Genomic DNA, 15453 nt, shown 5'->3' on the forward strand with positions numbered 1-15453 from the left:
GCTTATTGGCCACGGTGGCTAAAGCTGTGCAGTGCTTTTTCGATGCATTGCGCGGTTTTGCCGAAGGCCTGGACCGTGGTTTCCGAAAACGGCCCACCGCCCTGGTCCGCCACGATGATCATGATCACCCGGCCATTATTGATTAACGAGCGCAGCAACAAATGTTCACCGCTAAATTGTGCGCGCAGGCTGTTGGGCAGCAAGGATGAGAATTGCGCATTGTTGACCGGTGTCAGGCGCACCTGGGCCTGTTGCGCGAGCAGACGCTGCAACACGGTGCTTTGGCTGACCACAAAATTCAGCCCGGCTGCTTCTTTGGGCAGTCCTACTGTCTGGTGCACGCGCAAATTGGCGTGGGTGCGGTCGGCCATCAAAATCATCCCCCGACGCATGCCGCATGCCTCCAGCGCGTCCCGTGCAGCGATGGTCAAATGCATGGCATTGGTGAAACGACTGGGCTCGACCAGCAGCTCGGCGCATTGTTTGCGCCACTTCGCCAGGTTTTCGACGCTGGGTGCCGCCGCCGGCAGTAAACCGGCGTGAACACGGTGAGTGTCCCACGGCCAGATCAGCGATTCGGCGGGGTGCCAGAGATCGGGCATCGCGTGATGACGGGCGCTGTTGGCAGCCTGTTGATGCAACTGCTGCTGGACTTCGTCGATCGGCATTTGCAGGTAAAGGCTGGTCAGGTATTGCCAACGCTCACTGTGCGGACTGTCCCAGGCGTGTTGCGCCGACAGCGCCAGGCCATTGGCCAGCAACACAGTGTTGGCCGGCTGATTGAGCCAGCGACGCAGGGTCGGATCGTCATCGAGGCGGTTTTGCTGGCGCAGTGGGTGCTCGCTGTCGCGGGCGATGCGCAAGACTTTCACGAGTTCCCGCTGCTCGGTCAGCAACAGCCGATAGCCTTGCTGGACCCAGATTGGCAGGCGCCAGACTTCAACCAGCGCCTGGCCGATTTCCAGCAGACGCATGCCAAACAGTTGCTTCTCGACGCTGGACGCCGACTCGCCTTTGTGGATGACCCGCAGCTCCCAGTCTTCGAGCAATTTCGGATGTGTCAGCGCCAACGGCCATAGCGGTGAAAGAAACAGCAGGCTGCCCCAATGGATGTCCTGCCACAGTCGCGCCAGGCGACTGGCAAAAAAGCCGTTGGCCTGTTGCGTGGCGTGCTGGCTGATCATCTGCAGTTGACGCAAGGCCCTCGGAATATCGGACTGCGACTGGGTGGGCAGGCGTCTGAGCAGTTCTTCGGTGCGCTTCAAACCGAGGCGGTTGATAGCGACCTCAAGGTTTTCCGCAGGTTCGGTCATGCCGCCATGGGTGTGCCGGTTGGCTTCGCGAATCACGCTCAGGGCCAGGGCCGGGCTGTCCTGTATCAAGTCGGCGATATCGCGCAGCGAGCGGCGATCATCGTTGATGGCCTTGCGAACTCGGTCGTGGCTCGCCTGTGGAACCGGAAGGCGCACGCCATCCAGAAGCTTGACCCAGCCTTCGAGTGTGGTCGGTTTTGGTGCTGGAACGTTCGTTTCATTAGCCATGATTGAAGGCGATCATCGTCAACATTCCCTAAGCCCGGAGTGGGTCAAATTGGCTTTTCGCCTGAACTGGCTATAGTCTGGCGCAGTTTTGCCGATAAGTAGAAGAAGAGATTTTTTAACTTCCGAATATGACCTTGAACCCGACTCAGTAAGTACTCTCCTACCTATGGCTAAAATAATCGGCATCATCGTCGTATTCGCGAGCGTGCTCGGCGGATACGTGCTCTCCCACGGCAAGATTGCCGCCCTGATCCAGCCTTTCGAGGTGATGATTATCGGCGGTGCGGCCCTCGGCGCATTTCTGCAAGCCAACCCCGGCTACATGACGATGCACGTGCTCAAGAAATCCCTGAGCATGTTCAGTTCGCGTTTCAACCACGCCTTCTATCTTGAAGTGCTGGGCCTGATCTACGAGATCCTCAACAAAAGCCGCCGCGAAGGCATGATGGCCATCGAGGGGGACATCGAAGATGCCGCCGCGAGCCCGATCTTTGCCAAGTACCCAACGGTCCTCAAGGACGAGCGCATGACCGCGTTCATTTGCGATTACCTGCGCATCATGTCCTCCGGCAACATGGCGCCCCATGAGCTGGAAGGCCTGTTCGACATGGAGTTGTACAGCCTCAAGGAAGACCTGGAGCATCCGTCCCACGCGGTGAACGGCATCGCCGACGCCATGCCCGGTTTTGGTATCGTCGCGGCGGTATTGGGAATCGTGGTGACCATGGCTTCACTGGGTGAAGGCGATCAGAAGTCCATCGGCCTGCACGTCGGCGCGGCACTGGTCGGTACCTTCTTCGGTATTCTGGCCGCCTACGGTTTCTTCGGCCCGCTGGCCCATTCCCTGGCCCACGATGCCAAAGAAGAACTCAACGTCTACGAAGCTATCAAGGCTTCGCTGGTGGCTTCGGCTTCCGGCATGCCGCCATCGCTGGCCGTGGAGTTCGGGCGCAAGGTTCTGTACCCGGCGCACCGCCCTAGCTTCGCCGAGCTTGAACAAGCGGTTCGCGGTCGTTAAGTCATGGAAAACAATCAGCCGATAATCATCAAGCGCGTCAAGCGCTACGCCGGCGGGCATCACGGGGGTGCGTGGAAAATCGCCTTCGCCGACTTCGCGACGGCGATGATGGCGTTCTTCCTGGTGTTATGGCTGCTCTCTACCGCCACGCCGGAACAGAAGATCGCCATCGCCGGTTACTTCAAGGACCCGATCGGCTTTTCCGAAAGCGGCACGCCGTACATCATCGATCTGGGCGGCACGCCGACCCTGGCGCCGGAAAACACCCTCAACCCCGAGGTGAAGTCCCAGCCGCAGCCGGACAAGGTGACAGTCGACGCCGAGCAGGTCGAAGGTATGGCCGAAATGGTCGAGAAGGAACGCCTCGAATTGCTGCTGCAAGAGTTGCAGAACAAGGTCGAAGAGAATCCGCAGCTGCAGAAATTCAAAGATCAGATCCTGTTCGAGATCACCCAGGACGGCTTGCGTATCCAGATCATGGATGCGGAAAACCGTCCGATGTTCGACTCAGGCTCTGCCCGCTTGAAACCGTACTTCGAAGACATCCTGCTGGCCATGGCCGACACCATCAAAGCGGTGCCGAACAAGATCAGCATCAGCGGTCATACCGATGCCAAGCCTTACACCGGCACCGGTGATTTCGGTAACTGGGAGCTCTCGGCCAACCGTGCCAACGCGGCTCGCCGTGCATTGGTTGCGGGCAGCTATCCGGACTCGCAGGTGGCGCGCGTGGTTGGTTATGCATCGTCGGCGTTGTTTGATCGCGAGAATCCGTTCAACCCGGTCAACCGTCGAATCGACATCGTGGTGCTGACCAAGAAAGCCCAACGTGCAATCGAAGGTTCGCAAGGGGCGGAGCCGGCATCCGGGACGCCGCAAGGTTCTGCTGCACCAGGCGCAGCGCCGGCCACGCCGGTCGACCCGAACGCGCTGCCGGCGGACAAGGAACCGTTGCCGGCTCACGAAGTACGTGAGCGTCTTAACCTGTTCGACGACCCGGCGCCAAAGCCGGGTGATCCCGTCCAAACGGCAGAGCCGCCGAAGCAGTGACCGACAAAAAAGCCGACAGCGATGTCGGTTTTTTTATGCGGCTTTCTAGGTTAGGGGCACGCCCCCCGTAGGCGCCGGCTTGCTGGCGATGGTCGTCAACGATAACGCGTGCGGTCTGGATGCCCCCGGCGTATCTGAATCCATCGCCAGCAAGCCGGCTCCTACAGATGTTGGGCGCAAGAAACCCGAAGGGTTGGGGTGACGTCAGAACCCGCGGATGATTCGCGACTTGAGGTCGGCATGAAAGCGATCCGCATTGGATTTGTTGACGCTACGCACCGACTCGCTACCGGTCACCGACTCCAGCGACATCGAGCGCTTGAGCGTTGATTCGTTGCGATAAGCATCAATAAAGAACTCAATATCTTTGTCGCAGGTCAACTTCGGCCACTTTTCCAGGTACAGCGGAAGTTCTGCCGGACCGGTCTTGAACGAGCAGATGCGCCGGTTGGTGATGGTCGCTTCGCCGATTTCGAACGGCACCCACCAGGACCGTGCGGTTTGCTCCGACACCACTGCCAGCAGGTGCGTGCATTCGTTGATGTTGCGGGTAATCACTCCGGTGATGTCGTCGGTGGTCTGGGATTCGGCATCCAGTACGTCGAGGTAGGTCTTGATGTTGGCCTGAATGAGGCGCGTGTTGATGTTGACCGCATGGGCGCGGTCCATGTGGCGGTAGCTGATAAACACTGGCATCAGAAATGTCCCTTGATGGCGAGTTCGCGGTAATAGGCACCGAGCGCGGTGAGACGGCAGCCGGTGGAGTGGATGGCGGCGTAGTACATGTGTTCGGCGTCCACCGGTTCGACCAGGCTGTGGCGGTTGCACTTTTGCAGTTGTGCGAAGACCTCGCCCTGTTCCGGGTTGAACTCGGGTTCGGTGGGCTCAAAGCTGGGGGAGAGGGGGTACACCGACTCCGCTTCGGCAAACCATTCGGGAAGTTTTCGCAGGATTTCCTTGGCGATCAGCGGCGACACTTCGCGCAAGGAAATGAACTGCGAGACGTTGGTTTTGAACACCGGGCGCTGCTCCCAGGCATCGAGGGCATTGTCGACGAAGGAATAGAGGCTGCCTGGGGTGATCTTGCCCAGAATATTCGCCGCACCGCCGTGCAAGGCCTGAAGCAGTAACCCGGTAAACACGCCGTGGTGCGTGCCCTCCATGGCCGGTTCGTCCTTTTTGCAGGCCGTGAGAATCGTCATGCCTTCGCCCACCACGCTGTCCTCACTACGCAAAGCGCGCAGCTCACCAGCCGAGCCACTCTGGCAGCAGTCGAGAATGATCACTTTGTTTTTGATTTTGGTGGCTTTACTTGCCCAATTGAGAATGTCGCTCAGGCGAATTCCGTCCCTGGAAGACTTGTAATCCTGTGGGATCAGCATGCCTTCGTCGTTTTCGTTATCGAAGCTGCCGTGACCGGCGAAGTAGAGGAGCGCGACATTGCATTCGCCGGAAAATAGTTCGCGGATCTGGTCTTCGAGTTTTCCCCGACTCAGGTAATCCTCGGCAGAAGTCAGCACGATGTTCTTGAAGTTTGGATCGCCATTGGCGTCGGTCTTCAATACGCAAGCCATGGCCATGGCGTCGTTGCTGCAACCGCTCAGGTGCGATACATGGGTGTAGTCATTGATGCCGATAAACAGACCCTTACGCATGAACAGGCCGCCGCATGCAGAAATCCCCGTAAGTGAGGTCTGATTGCGCGTCAAGCAAGCGCACGAGGTTGCACTGGGAGTGGGGGCAGGTGCACGAATGGCTGATCAACAAATGGTAGGTTTGCATGAGTGTCCCTCGATGTCGCAGCAGTGCGAAGAGGGTTTGAACTTAGGCAATTTGACGGCAGCCACAAGGGATCGGGGCTTAAACAGAAATGCCCTACAACTACATGTGCAGGTGCCTACAGAAAGGTCTGACGTTCAAGTCGAAGGGGTGGTTGCAGTAGAACCGCCGACCCACTGCCCGGTTGGGTTCCGGGCGGTGGGTGCAGCTGTTTAGTAGCCGTTTTCCGGCAGGCTGGCGATGATCGAGCGGTAGCTGTTCATCCGTTGTTGCTGCACACGGCCATCTTCCAGGGCCTTGAGCAGGGCGCAACCGGGTTCGCGGTCGTGCTTGCAGTCGCGGAAGCGGCAGGTGCCGAGCAGGTCGTTGAATTCGATGAAACCGGCCTCGACATCGGCGCGGCTGACGTGGCCCAGGCCGAATTCGCGGATACCCGGGGAGTCGATCAACTCACCGCCACCGGGGAAGTGGAACAGGCGTGCGGTCGTCGTGGTGTGAGTGCCCTGGCCGGACAGCTCGGACAACGGACCGACACGGGTTTCCACTTCCGGCAGCAGGCTGTTGACCAGCGACGACTTGCCGACGCCGGACTGGCCGACGAACACACTGATGCGCCCGTCCAGTTGCTTCTGCAACTGCTCCATGCCGTTGCCGTGGTGAGCCGACACTTCGAGCACCGGGTAACCGAGGGTGCGGTAAACCGCGAGCAAGGCATTCAGTGCCGGGGCGTTAATTTCGTCGATCAGGTCGAATTTGTTCAGCAGCAACAGCGGCTTGATGCCCGCGTGCTCGGCTGCGACAAGGTAGCGGTCGATCAGGTTGGCGTGAGGCTCGGGCAGTGGCGCGAAGACGATGACGATCATGTCGACGTTGGCCGCCACCGGCTTGAGCTGACCACGGCTGTCCGGGCGACACAGCTCGGTGTTGCGCGGCAGTTGCGCCACGATTACGCCGATGCCCTGGTTGCCAGCGCGCCAGACGACCTGGTCACCGGTCACCAGCGCCGGGAGGTTGGCGCGCAAGTGGCAGCGGAATACCTGGCCAGCCAAGTCGCCATCGCGGGCCTCGACTTCGACCTGCACCCCGAAGTGCGCGATCACCAGGCCGTGCTGTTCCGGGCCCAGGTCGCCGCCCTCAAGCGCCTCGACAGCTGAGGATTCGCGTTTGGCGGCGCGGGCAGCGCGTTCGCCCTGAATCTTTTCGATGCGCCAGTTTTGACGACGATTGAGTTGGCGTTTGGCCATGGGTGTTCCGTATAAAGAATGCAGCGATTAGGTAAAGCGGCCGCGAGTTTAGCACGCCCGGCCACCGGCCTAGGCTAAACTGCGCAGCATTGCCTAGGAGCCGACACATGCAAAATTCGCAGAACCTGATCTGGATCGACCTGGAAATGACCGGTCTGAACCCGGACACCGACGTCATCATCGAAATGGCCACCATCGTCACCGACAGTGAGCTGAACACATTGGCCGAAGGCCCGGTGATTGCCATTCACCACAGCGATGAAGTACTCGCCACCATGGACGAGTGGAACACCCGCACCCACGGCAACTCGGGCCTGACCCAGCGCGTGCGTGACAGTCGCATCAGCATGGCCGAAGCAGAAGCCGAAACCATCGCCTTTCTGGAGAAGTGGGTGCCCAAGGGCAAGTCGCCGATCTGCGGCAACAGCATCTGCCAGGACCGTCGCTTCCTTTATACCCACATGAAATCCCTGGAAAGCTACTTCCACTACCGCAACCTCGACGTGTCCACGCTCAAAGAGCTGGCTGCACGCTGGGCGCCGGACGTGCGTGACAGCTTCAAGAAAGGCAGTACCCATCTGGCGCTGGACGATATCCGCGAGTCTATCGCCGAGTTGCAGCATTACCGCAAGCACTTCATCAAGTTCTAAGCCTGGAATCCGATCTGTAGGAGCCGACTTGCTGGCGATGGCACAATTGAGGACGCCATCGCCAGCAAGCCGGCTCCTACAAATGATGTCGCCCTCTTTTGGTGCTTGGGTGAAGTGAGTAGACTGCGCGCCTTTTCTGCAAGGACCGCTTCCCATGTTGCTGATGCTCTACCTGATCGCAATCACTGCCGAAGCCATGACCGGTGCCCTGTCTGCCGGGCGTCGTGGCATGGACTGGTTTGGCGTGGTGCTGATTGCTTGCGTCACGGCACTGGGTGGCGGTTCGGTGCGCGATGTCCTGCTCGGCCACTATCCGCTGACCTGGGTCAAACACCCTGAGTATCTGGTCCTGACAAGCATTGCAGCGATGTTCACCGTGTTCACTGCCCGCTGGATGCGTCATCTGCGCTCACTGTTTCTGGTGCTTGATGCCGTTGGTCTGGTGGCATTCACCCTGATCGGCTGCATGACCGCTCTGGAAATGGGACATGGCATGTTGGTCGCATCGGTCAGCGGTGTGATCACAGGCGTGTTCGGCGGCATCCTGCGGGACATTTTCTGCAACGATATCCCGCTGATCTTCCGGCGAGAGCTCTACGCCAGCGTCTCGTTCGCGGCGGCGTGGTGCTACATGCTCTGTCTTTACCTGAACTTGCCGGGCGAACAGGCGATTCTGATCACACTGTTCGGCGGCTTTCTGCTGCGCTTGCTGGCGATCCGCTTCCACTGGGAAATGCCCAAGTTCGTTTACAACGACGAAGCCTGACGTTCGGCATGTTGGCGCAATGCCCATTCGACGTGTTCGCGTACCAGGTCCGACGGATGATCCTGCCGTGCCTTCAACGCCTCGATAACCGGAATCGTTGAAGGCGCGTTACCCAATCCCACTGCCAGGTTGCGCAGCCAGTTCTCATAACCGGTCCGGCGTAGTGGCGAGCCTTCGGTGCTGCTCAGGAATTTTTCTTCATCCCACATGAACAGGTCGGCGAGTTGGGCGTTGTCCAGGTTGTGTCGCGGCTTGAAGTCACTTTCGCCGGTCGGACGTGCAAAACGGTTCCACGGACAGACGATCTGGCAGTCATCGCAACCAAACACTCGGTTGCCGATCAGCGGCCGCAGATCTTCGGGAATGGCACCTTTCAATTCAATGGTCAGGTAGGAAATACAACGCCGGGCGTCCAGCACGTAGGGGGCGACGAAGGCGTTGGTCGGGCAGATGTCGAGGCACGCGCTGCAACGGCCACAGTGTTCGGTGGCATGGGGCGGGTCAACCGGCAGCGGTAAGTCGACGAACAGTTCGGCGAGGAAAAAATAGCTGCCGGCCTTGCGATTCAAGACCAGGGTGTTTTTGCCGATCCAGCCAAGGCCGGCCTGTTCGGCGATAGCCTTTTCCAGCACCGGAGCACTGTCGACGAAGGCGCGATAGCCAAACGGACCGATCTGCCCCTGAATTTTTTCTGCCAATTGTTGCACGCGCTTACGGATTAGCTTGTGATAGTCACGACCCAGGGCATAACGGGAGACGTAGGCCTTTTCCGGTTGGGCTAATACTTTCGCCATTTGGGAGTCGCCGGCCAGGTAGTCCATGCGCAGCGACACCACGCGCAACGTGCCCGGCACCAGCTCTTGCGGATGCGAGCGTTTGCTGCCGTGGGCGCCCATGTAGTCCATCTCGCCGTGGTAGCCGGCGGCGAGCCAGCGCTCCAGGTGCTGCTCATGTTCGGCCAGGTCGAGGCCGCTGATGCCGACTTGCTGGAAACCCAGCTCACGGCCCCAATCCTTGATGGATTGGGCGAGGGCGGGCAGGTCTGGGGTAATTGCGGGCATGAGGCGAGAGAAACCGGAGCTGAGGTGCGTATAATTCTGCCAGACATCGGAGCTCGAAGACGCATGCCGCACACTAAAGATGAATTACCCGACGCGCTGTACAGCGCCGCGCAGGTACGAGGGCTCGATTCGAGCCTGATCGCGGCCGGCACGCCGGGATTCGAATTGATGCAGCGCGCGGCGCGGGCGACGTGGCGCGCGCTGGTTCGGCAGTGGCCGTCAGCGAATGAGCTCAGCGTGCTCGCGGGCCATGGCAACAACGCCGGGGATGGTTATCTGGTGGCGGCAATGGCCCTGCGCGCCGGGTGGTCGGTTCGGGTCTTGGCGGTTGGGGAACCGCGGCGATTGCAGGGCGATGCGGCATTGGCCCATGCCGAGGCAGTGTCGGAAAAAGTCACCATCGAGTCCTGGACGGCACAGTCCGAATTGCGTGGCATCGTGCTGGATGCACTGCTTGGCACGGGTCTGACTGGCGATGTCCGCGATCCGTATGCTTCAGCCATCGCCTCGATCAATGCCAGCGAGCAGCCGGTGGCGGCGGTGGATATTCCTTCGGGGCTATGCGCCGATACCGGCCGTATCCTCGGTTGTGCAGTGCGGGCCGATCTGACGGTTACGTTCATCGGCTTGAAACTGGGGTTGTTCACCGGCGATGCGGCGGATGTCGTGGGTGAGCTGATATTCAACAACTTGCACGCCGATCCTCAGCTGTTGCTGGACGCACCGAGCAGTGCGCTGCGGCTGACGACCAGCAATTTGCCACGCCTGCCCCCCCGATTACCTGCTTCCCATAAAGGCAAGTTCGGCCATGTGCTGCTGATTGGCGGTGATCGAGGTTTCGGCGGCGCGATTTTGCTGAGTGCGCAAAGTGCGCTGCGCAGTGGTGCGGGCATGGTCTCGCTGGCCACTCGCCCGGAGCATGTGTCAGCGGCCCTTGGAAGAATTCCCGAGGCCATGGTGGTGGGCGCATCTTCAGCCAATCAACTGGTGGGGCTGCTTGAAAAAATTTCTGTGCTGGTGGTTGGCCCTGGCCTCGGGCAGGCTGCCTGGGGGCGTAGCTTGCTGTCGGCGGCAGCCAGTGCATCGTTGCCGCAAGTCTGGGACGCTGATGCGTTGAACCTGCTGGCCGACGAGCACGTCAGCCTGCCCAGGGACTGTGTGATAACCCCGCATCCGGGCGAAGCTGCACGGTTACTCGGGATCAGCACGGCTGAGCTGCAAGCCGACCGTCCGGCGGCGGCCCGTACGCTGAGCAAAAAATACACAGCGGTAGTGATCTTGAAGGGGGCTGGCAGCCTGATCGCCCATCCGGACGGGCGGCTGGCGCTATGTCATCAGGGGCACCCGGCCATGGCCACTGCGGGTTTGGGCGATGTGCTGGCCGGTCTGGTCGGCGCGCTACTGGCTCAAGGCATGGAGGCGTTCGACGCTGCTTGCCTGGCAGTCTGGTTGCACGCCAATGCGGGAGAGCAACAAGGTAAATCGGGCCGCGGGCTGGCGGCCAGTGATCTGATTCCAGCCATTCGTCAGTTGTTGGAGGAGCAAGCACCGTGTCTGAAGTAACCCTGTACCTGGCCGATGAAGAGGCCATGAGCGACTTTGGCGCACGTATTGCCCGTATCACCGAAGGCCACGGCCTGATCTTCCTGGAAGGCAACCTGGGAATGGGGAAAACCACGCTGTCGCGGGGCATCATTCGCGGTTTGGGGCATGTCGGGGCGGTAAAGAGTCCGACCTTTACCTTGGTGGAGCCTTACGAGATCGGCGGCATTCGCGCTTTTCATTTCGATCTGTATCGACTGGTCGATCCGGAAGAGTTGGAGTTTCTCGGCATTCGCGACTACTTCGAGGATGATGCCTTGTGCTTGATCGAGTGGCCCGATAAAGGTGCAGGCTTTTTGCCAAAGCCCGACCTGACCATTACCATTAGCCCGCAAGACAGTGGGCGTTCGCTGAAAATTTTGTCCCAGGGCTCGCGTGGCGAAACCTGGTGTGCCGCTTTGGCATTGGAATCCAATTAGATGATGGGGTTAGGTATGCGCTTTCGCGCGTTGGTGGCTGCCGTAGGTATGTTGTTTTTGGCGGTGACCGTCGACGCTGTGGCCGACTCGAAGGTCAACAGCGTTCGCTTGTGGCGGGCGCCGGACAACACACGACTGGTGTTTGACCTGACCGGACCGGTGCAGCACAGCGTCTTTACCCTGACGGCACCGGATCGCCTGGTGATCGATATCAATGGTGCGACCCTTGGCGCGCCGCTGAACGTCAACACCTCGAACACCCCAATCACCGCTATGCGCTCGGCCCAACGCACGCCGACTGACCTGCGTGTGGTTATTGACCTGAAAAAAGCGGTCACGCCGAAAAGCTTCTCCCTGGCGCCAAACGCCCAGTATGGCAACCGATTGGTGGTCGACCTGTTCGACAACCCGGCTGATGCTGCGCCGTCTCCTGCGCCGACACCGTCAGTCGCTACAGTGCCGGCTGTGCCGGTTACGCCAACGGAGCCTGCTATCAAGTTGCCGCCAGCACCGGCAGGCAAGCGCGACATCGTTGTGGTGATCGATGCCGGTCACGGCGGTGAAGACCCGGGCGCTTCCGGCTCCCGCGGTCAGCGCGAAAAAGACGTGGTGTTGCAGATCGCTCGTGAAACGCAGCGTCAGGTCAACGGCATGAAAGGCTTCCGCGCCGAGCTGACTCGGACTGGCGACTACTTCATTCCCTTGCGTGGCCGTACTGAAATCGCCCGCAAGAAGGGTGCCGACCTGTTCGTCTCGATTCACGCCGATGCCGCACCTTCGGCCGCCGCGTTCGGTGCCTCGGTGTTCGCCCTGTCGGATCGTGGCGCGACTTCAGAGACCGCCCGTTGGCTGGCCGACAGTGAAAACCGTTCCGACTTGATCGGTGGCGCCGGCAACGTCAGCCTCGATGACAAAGACCGCATGCTCGCGGGCGTATTGCTCGATTTGTCGATGACGGCGTCCCTGACCTCCAGTCTGAACGTCGGTCAAAAAGTCTTGAGCAACATCGGCCGTGTCACGCCATTGCACAAGCAGCGCGTTGAACAAGCCGGGTTCATGGTGTTGAAGTCGCCGGATATTCCGTCGATCCTGGTGGAAACCGGGTTTATCTCCAATGCCAACGAAGCGTCCAAGCTTGCAGCATCGAACCACCAGCAGGCGCTGGCACGTTCCATCAGCAGCGGCGTGCGCCAGTTCTTCCAGCAGAACCCGCCACCGGGCACTTACATTGCCTGGCTGCGTGATTCGGGAAAAATTGCCCAAGGTCCCCGTGACCATCGCGTAAATCCGGGCGAAACATTGGCGATGATCGCCGTGCGTTACCAGATATCACCGGCTGTCCTGCGCAGCGCTAACAATCTGTCGAGTGATGAGCTCAAGGTGGGTCAGCACCTGACCATTCCAGGCACCGACCTGGCGGCCAAAGAATGAATCAGGTGGTGAACAACAGCGCTCGCATCGAACTGCTCAGTCCGCGACTGGCGAACCAGATTGCCGCGGGTGAGGTGGTAGAACGCCCGGCTTCGGTGATCAAGGAGCTGTTGGAAAACAGCCTCGACTCCGGCGCCAGGCGCATCGATGTGGATGTGGAGCAGGGCGGCGTCAAGCTGCTGCGGGTGCGCGACGATGGCAGTGGCATTTCGGCTGATGACCTTCCGCTGGCCCTGGCGCGGCACGCCACCAGCAAAATTCGCAACCTGGAAGACCTTGAGCAGGTCATGAGCCTGGGTTTTCGTGGCGAGGCGCTGGCGTCGATCAGTTCCGTTGCGCGTCTGACACTGACCTCACGCACTCGCGACGCCGATCAGGCCTGGCAGGTGGAAACCGAGGGGCGCGACATGGCGCCCCGTGTGCAGCCTGCGGCCCATCCGGTCGGTACCTCGGTGGAAGTGCGCGACCTGTTCTTCAACACGCCGGCGCGGCGCAAATTTCTCAAGACCGAAAAAACCGAATTCGATCACCTGCAAGAAGTGATCAGGCGCCTGGCCTTGGCGCGATTCGACGTAGCGTTTCACTTGCGCCACAACGGCAAGACCATTCTCAGCCTGCATGAAGCCCATGATGATGCGGCCCGCGCCCGGCGTGTGGCGGCAATCTGTGGCCCTGGCTTCCTGGAGCAAGCGCTGCCGATCGAAATCGAGCGCAACGGCTTGCACCTCTGGGGTTGGGTCGGTTTGCCGACGTTCAACCGCAGTCAGGCAGATTTGCAGTACTTCTTCGTCAATGGCCGTGCCGTGCGTGACAAGCTGGTGGCCCACGCGGTGCGCCAGGCTTATCGCGATGTGCTGTTCAATGGCCGGCATCCGACCTTCGTGTTGTTTTTCGAGGTCGATCCGACGGGCGTGGACGTCAACGTGCACCCGACCAAGCACGAAGTGCGCTTCCGTGAGGGGCGCATGGTTCACGACTTCCTGTATGGCACTTTGCACCGTGCCTTGGGCGATGTGCGGCCGGATGATCATCAGGCGGCTCCGGTTGCGACGGCCATTGTCCGGCCGACTGGCCTTGAGGCCGGCGAGTTCGGACCCCAGGGCGAAATGCGCCTGGCAGCCAATGCGCTGCTGGAGCAGCCCCAGGCTCAGCCTGCATTCAATCCGCCCGCAGGTTCGGGTGCTGGTGCGGGCTATCAGTATCAGTACACTCCGCGTCCGCAGTCGGCTGTCCCGGCGGCTGAAGCGCAAGCGGCGTATCGCGAGTTTTTTGCGCCGTTGCCTGAAGCGAATGCGGTAGCGTTGCCCGCAGGGCAAGACGACATTCCGCCGCTGGGTTACGCACTGGCCCAGCTCAAGGGCATCTACATTCTTTCGGAAAACGCCCAGGGTCTGGTGTTGGTAGACATGCACGCCGCCCACGAGCGGATCATGTACGAACGCCTGAAGGTCGCCATGGCCAGCGAAGGTCTGAGCGGCCAGCCTTTGCTGGTGCCGGAGTCCCTGGCGGTCAGTCAGCGCGAAGCCGATTGCGCCGAGGAGCACGTTGCCTGGTTCCAGCGCCTGGGCTTTGAATTGCAACGCCTTGGGCCGGAAACCCTGGCCATCCGGCAGATTCCGGCGCTACTCAAGCAGGCTGAAGCCAACCGGCTGGTCGCTGACGTGTTGGCTGACCTGATGGAGTACGGCACCAGTGATCGTATTCAGGCGCACATCAACGAACTGCTCGGGACCATGGCCTGCCATGGCGCGGTTCGTGCGAATCGGCGCCTGGCCTTGCCGGAAATGAACGGTCTGCTGCGAGACATGGAAAATACCGAGCGCAGCGGTCAATGCAACCATGGCCGACCGACCTGGACCCAATTGGGCCTGGACGATCTGGACAAACTGTTCTTGCGCGGTCGTTGATGAGCCAGCTCCCACCTGCGATTTTCCTGATGGGCCCGACCGCCGCCGGCAAGACCGACCTGGCCATCGAGCTCACTAAAGTCCTGCCTTGCGAGTTGATCAGTGTCGATTCGGCACTGGTTTATCGTGGCATGGACATCGGTACAGCCAAGCCTTCCAAAGAGTTGTTGGCGCAATATCCGCATCGACTGATCGATATTCTCGACCCGGCAGAGAGCTATTCGGCTGCGGATTTTCGTCGTGACGCCCTCCAGGCCATGGCCGAGATCACCGCGCGCGGAAAAATCCCGCTGCTTGTAGGCGGCACGATGCTCTACTACAAGGCGTTGGTCGAAGGCTTGGCAGAAATGCCCGCGGCCGACCCCGAAGTCCGTGCGCAAATCGAAGAAGAGGCCACGCGCCTTGGCTGGCAAGCCTTGCACGACCAGTTGGCGTTGATCGATCCGGTGTCCGCCGCGCGAATTCATCCGAACGATCCTCAGCGTCTCAGTCGAGCGCTGGAAGTTTATCGTGTCAGCGGTCAAAGCATGACCGACCTGCGTTTGAGACAATCTGCGCAAAGTACTGAAGCAGCCGCTTCGGGACGGCAACAATTGCCCTATACTGTCGCGAACTTGGCCATTGCTCCGGCAAATCGGCAGGTACTTCATGAGCGAATTAAACAAAGATTCACTTTAATGTTGGAACAGGGATTCATTGACGAGGTCGTAGCCCTGCGTAAGCGAAGTGACCTGCATGCCGGGTTGCCGTCTATACGTGCGGTAGGCTACCGACAAGTCTGGGATTACCTGGATGGCAAGCTGACGTCAGCCGAGATGCAGGAGCGTGGAATCATTGCCACGCGCCAGTTGGCGAAGCGCCAGTTCACCTGGTTGCGCAGTTGGGCTGATTTACATTGGCTGGACAGTCTGGATTGCGACAATCTGCCACGCGCCTTGAAATACTTGGGGACCATCTCCATATTGAGCTGAGTCCTTGCAATTGC

14 protein-coding genes are annotated in these 15453 nt (G+C 60.1%); 9 read left to right on the forward strand and 5 right to left on the reverse strand.

Annotation, left to right across the window (positions count from 1 at the left end; all coding sequences use genetic code 11):
* Positions 1–2: 2 nt before the first annotated feature.
* Positions 3–1541 carry an HDOD domain-containing protein gene (locus AD668_RS01540; RefSeq protein ID WP_053153649.1) on the reverse strand — a complete coding sequence of 513 codons (1539 nt, stop codon included), beginning with the start codon at positions 1539–1541 and terminating at the stop codon, positions 3–5.
* A 166-nt stretch (positions 1542–1707) separates the two neighbouring features.
* Between AD668_RS01540 and motA the strand changes: the two genes are divergently transcribed.
* The gene (motA, locus tag AD668_RS01545; protein WP_053153652.1) at positions 1708–2559 is read left to right on the forward strand and encodes a flagellar motor stator protein MotA; all 852 of its coding nucleotides are present in this window, start codon (positions 1708–1710) and stop codon (positions 2557–2559) included.
* A 3-nt stretch (positions 2560–2562) separates the two neighbouring features.
* Positions 2563–3609 (forward strand): flagellar motor protein MotB, encoded by a 1047-nt coding sequence (gene motB, locus AD668_RS01550; protein WP_053153655.1) that lies wholly within the window; start codon positions 2563–2565, stop codon positions 3607–3609.
* Positions 3610–3813: 204 nt separating this feature from the next.
* On the opposite strand, the gene AD668_RS01555 is transcribed toward motB, so the two are convergent.
* The 3 genes from AD668_RS01555 to rsgA all read right to left on the reverse strand — a co-directional run bounded on the left by AD668_RS01555 (position 3814) and on the right by rsgA (position 6632).
* Entirely contained in the window at positions 3814–4305 is a 492-nt protein-coding gene (locus AD668_RS01555) for a toll/interleukin-1 receptor domain-containing protein (protein WP_053153658.1), read from the reverse strand.
* The gene (locus AD668_RS01560; RefSeq protein ID WP_053153660.1) at positions 4305–5264 is read right to left on the reverse strand and encodes a caspase family protein; all 960 of its coding nucleotides are present in this window, start codon (positions 5262–5264) and stop codon (positions 4305–4307) included. Before AD668_RS01560 ends, AD668_RS01555 begins: the two co-directional genes overlap by 1 nt.
* A gap of 336 nt (positions 5265–5600) precedes the next feature.
* A complete protein-coding gene (gene rsgA, locus AD668_RS01565) occupies positions 5601–6632 on the reverse strand; it encodes a small ribosomal subunit biogenesis GTPase RsgA (protein ID WP_053153662.1) in 1032 nt (343 codons plus the stop codon).
* 107 nt (positions 6633–6739) lie between these two features.
* Between rsgA and orn the strand changes: the two genes are divergently transcribed.
* Entirely contained in the window at positions 6740–7282 is a 543-nt protein-coding gene (orn, locus tag AD668_RS01570; RefSeq protein WP_053153665.1) for an oligoribonuclease, read from the forward strand.
* 154 nt (positions 7283–7436) lie between these two features.
* On the forward strand, positions 7437–8048 hold the full coding sequence (locus AD668_RS01575; protein ID WP_053153668.1) for a trimeric intracellular cation channel family protein: 612 nt from the start codon (positions 7437–7439) through the stop codon (positions 8046–8048).
* Here AD668_RS01575 and queG read toward each other — a convergent pair.
* Complete coding sequence (queG, locus tag AD668_RS01580) at positions 8030–9109, reverse strand: tRNA epoxyqueuosine(34) reductase QueG (protein ID WP_053153670.1); 1080 nt, start codon at positions 9107–9109, stop codon at positions 8030–8032. The genes AD668_RS01575 and queG overlap by 19 nt on opposite strands.
* Positions 9110–9172: 63 nt before the next feature.
* On the opposite strand from queG, the gene AD668_RS01585 reads away from it, so the two are divergent.
* From AD668_RS01585 to miaA, 5 genes are read left to right on the forward strand one after another with little or no spacing between them, the layout of a single operon-like run.
* Positions 9173–10672, forward strand: coding sequence for an NAD(P)H-hydrate dehydratase (locus AD668_RS01585; protein WP_053153673.1), 1500 nt, complete (start codon positions 9173–9175; stop codon positions 10670–10672).
* On the forward strand, positions 10660–11130 hold the full coding sequence (tsaE, locus tag AD668_RS01590; protein WP_053153675.1) for a tRNA (adenosine(37)-N6)-threonylcarbamoyltransferase complex ATPase subunit type 1 TsaE: 471 nt from the start codon (positions 10660–10662) through the stop codon (positions 11128–11130). Before AD668_RS01585 ends, tsaE begins: the two co-directional genes overlap by 13 nt.
* On the forward strand, positions 11131–12561 hold the full coding sequence (locus AD668_RS01595; RefSeq protein WP_053153678.1) for an N-acetylmuramoyl-L-alanine amidase: 1431 nt from the start codon (positions 11131–11133) through the stop codon (positions 12559–12561).
* Complete coding sequence (gene mutL, locus AD668_RS01600) at positions 12558–14468, forward strand: DNA mismatch repair endonuclease MutL (protein WP_053153681.1); 1911 nt, start codon at positions 12558–12560, stop codon at positions 14466–14468. The genes AD668_RS01595 and mutL overlap by 4 nt, the downstream gene beginning before the upstream one ends.
* Complete coding sequence (gene miaA, locus AD668_RS01605; protein WP_053153684.1) at positions 14468–15439, forward strand: tRNA (adenosine(37)-N6)-dimethylallyltransferase MiaA; 972 nt, start codon at positions 14468–14470, stop codon at positions 15437–15439. Before mutL ends, miaA begins: the two co-directional genes overlap by 1 nt.
* The last annotated feature ends 14 nt before the right edge of the window (positions 15440–15453 follow it).

It is taken from the genome of Pseudomonas sp. P1.8, assembly GCF_001269805.1.
GTDB lineage: Bacteria > Pseudomonadota > Gammaproteobacteria > Pseudomonadales > Pseudomonadaceae > Aquipseudomonas.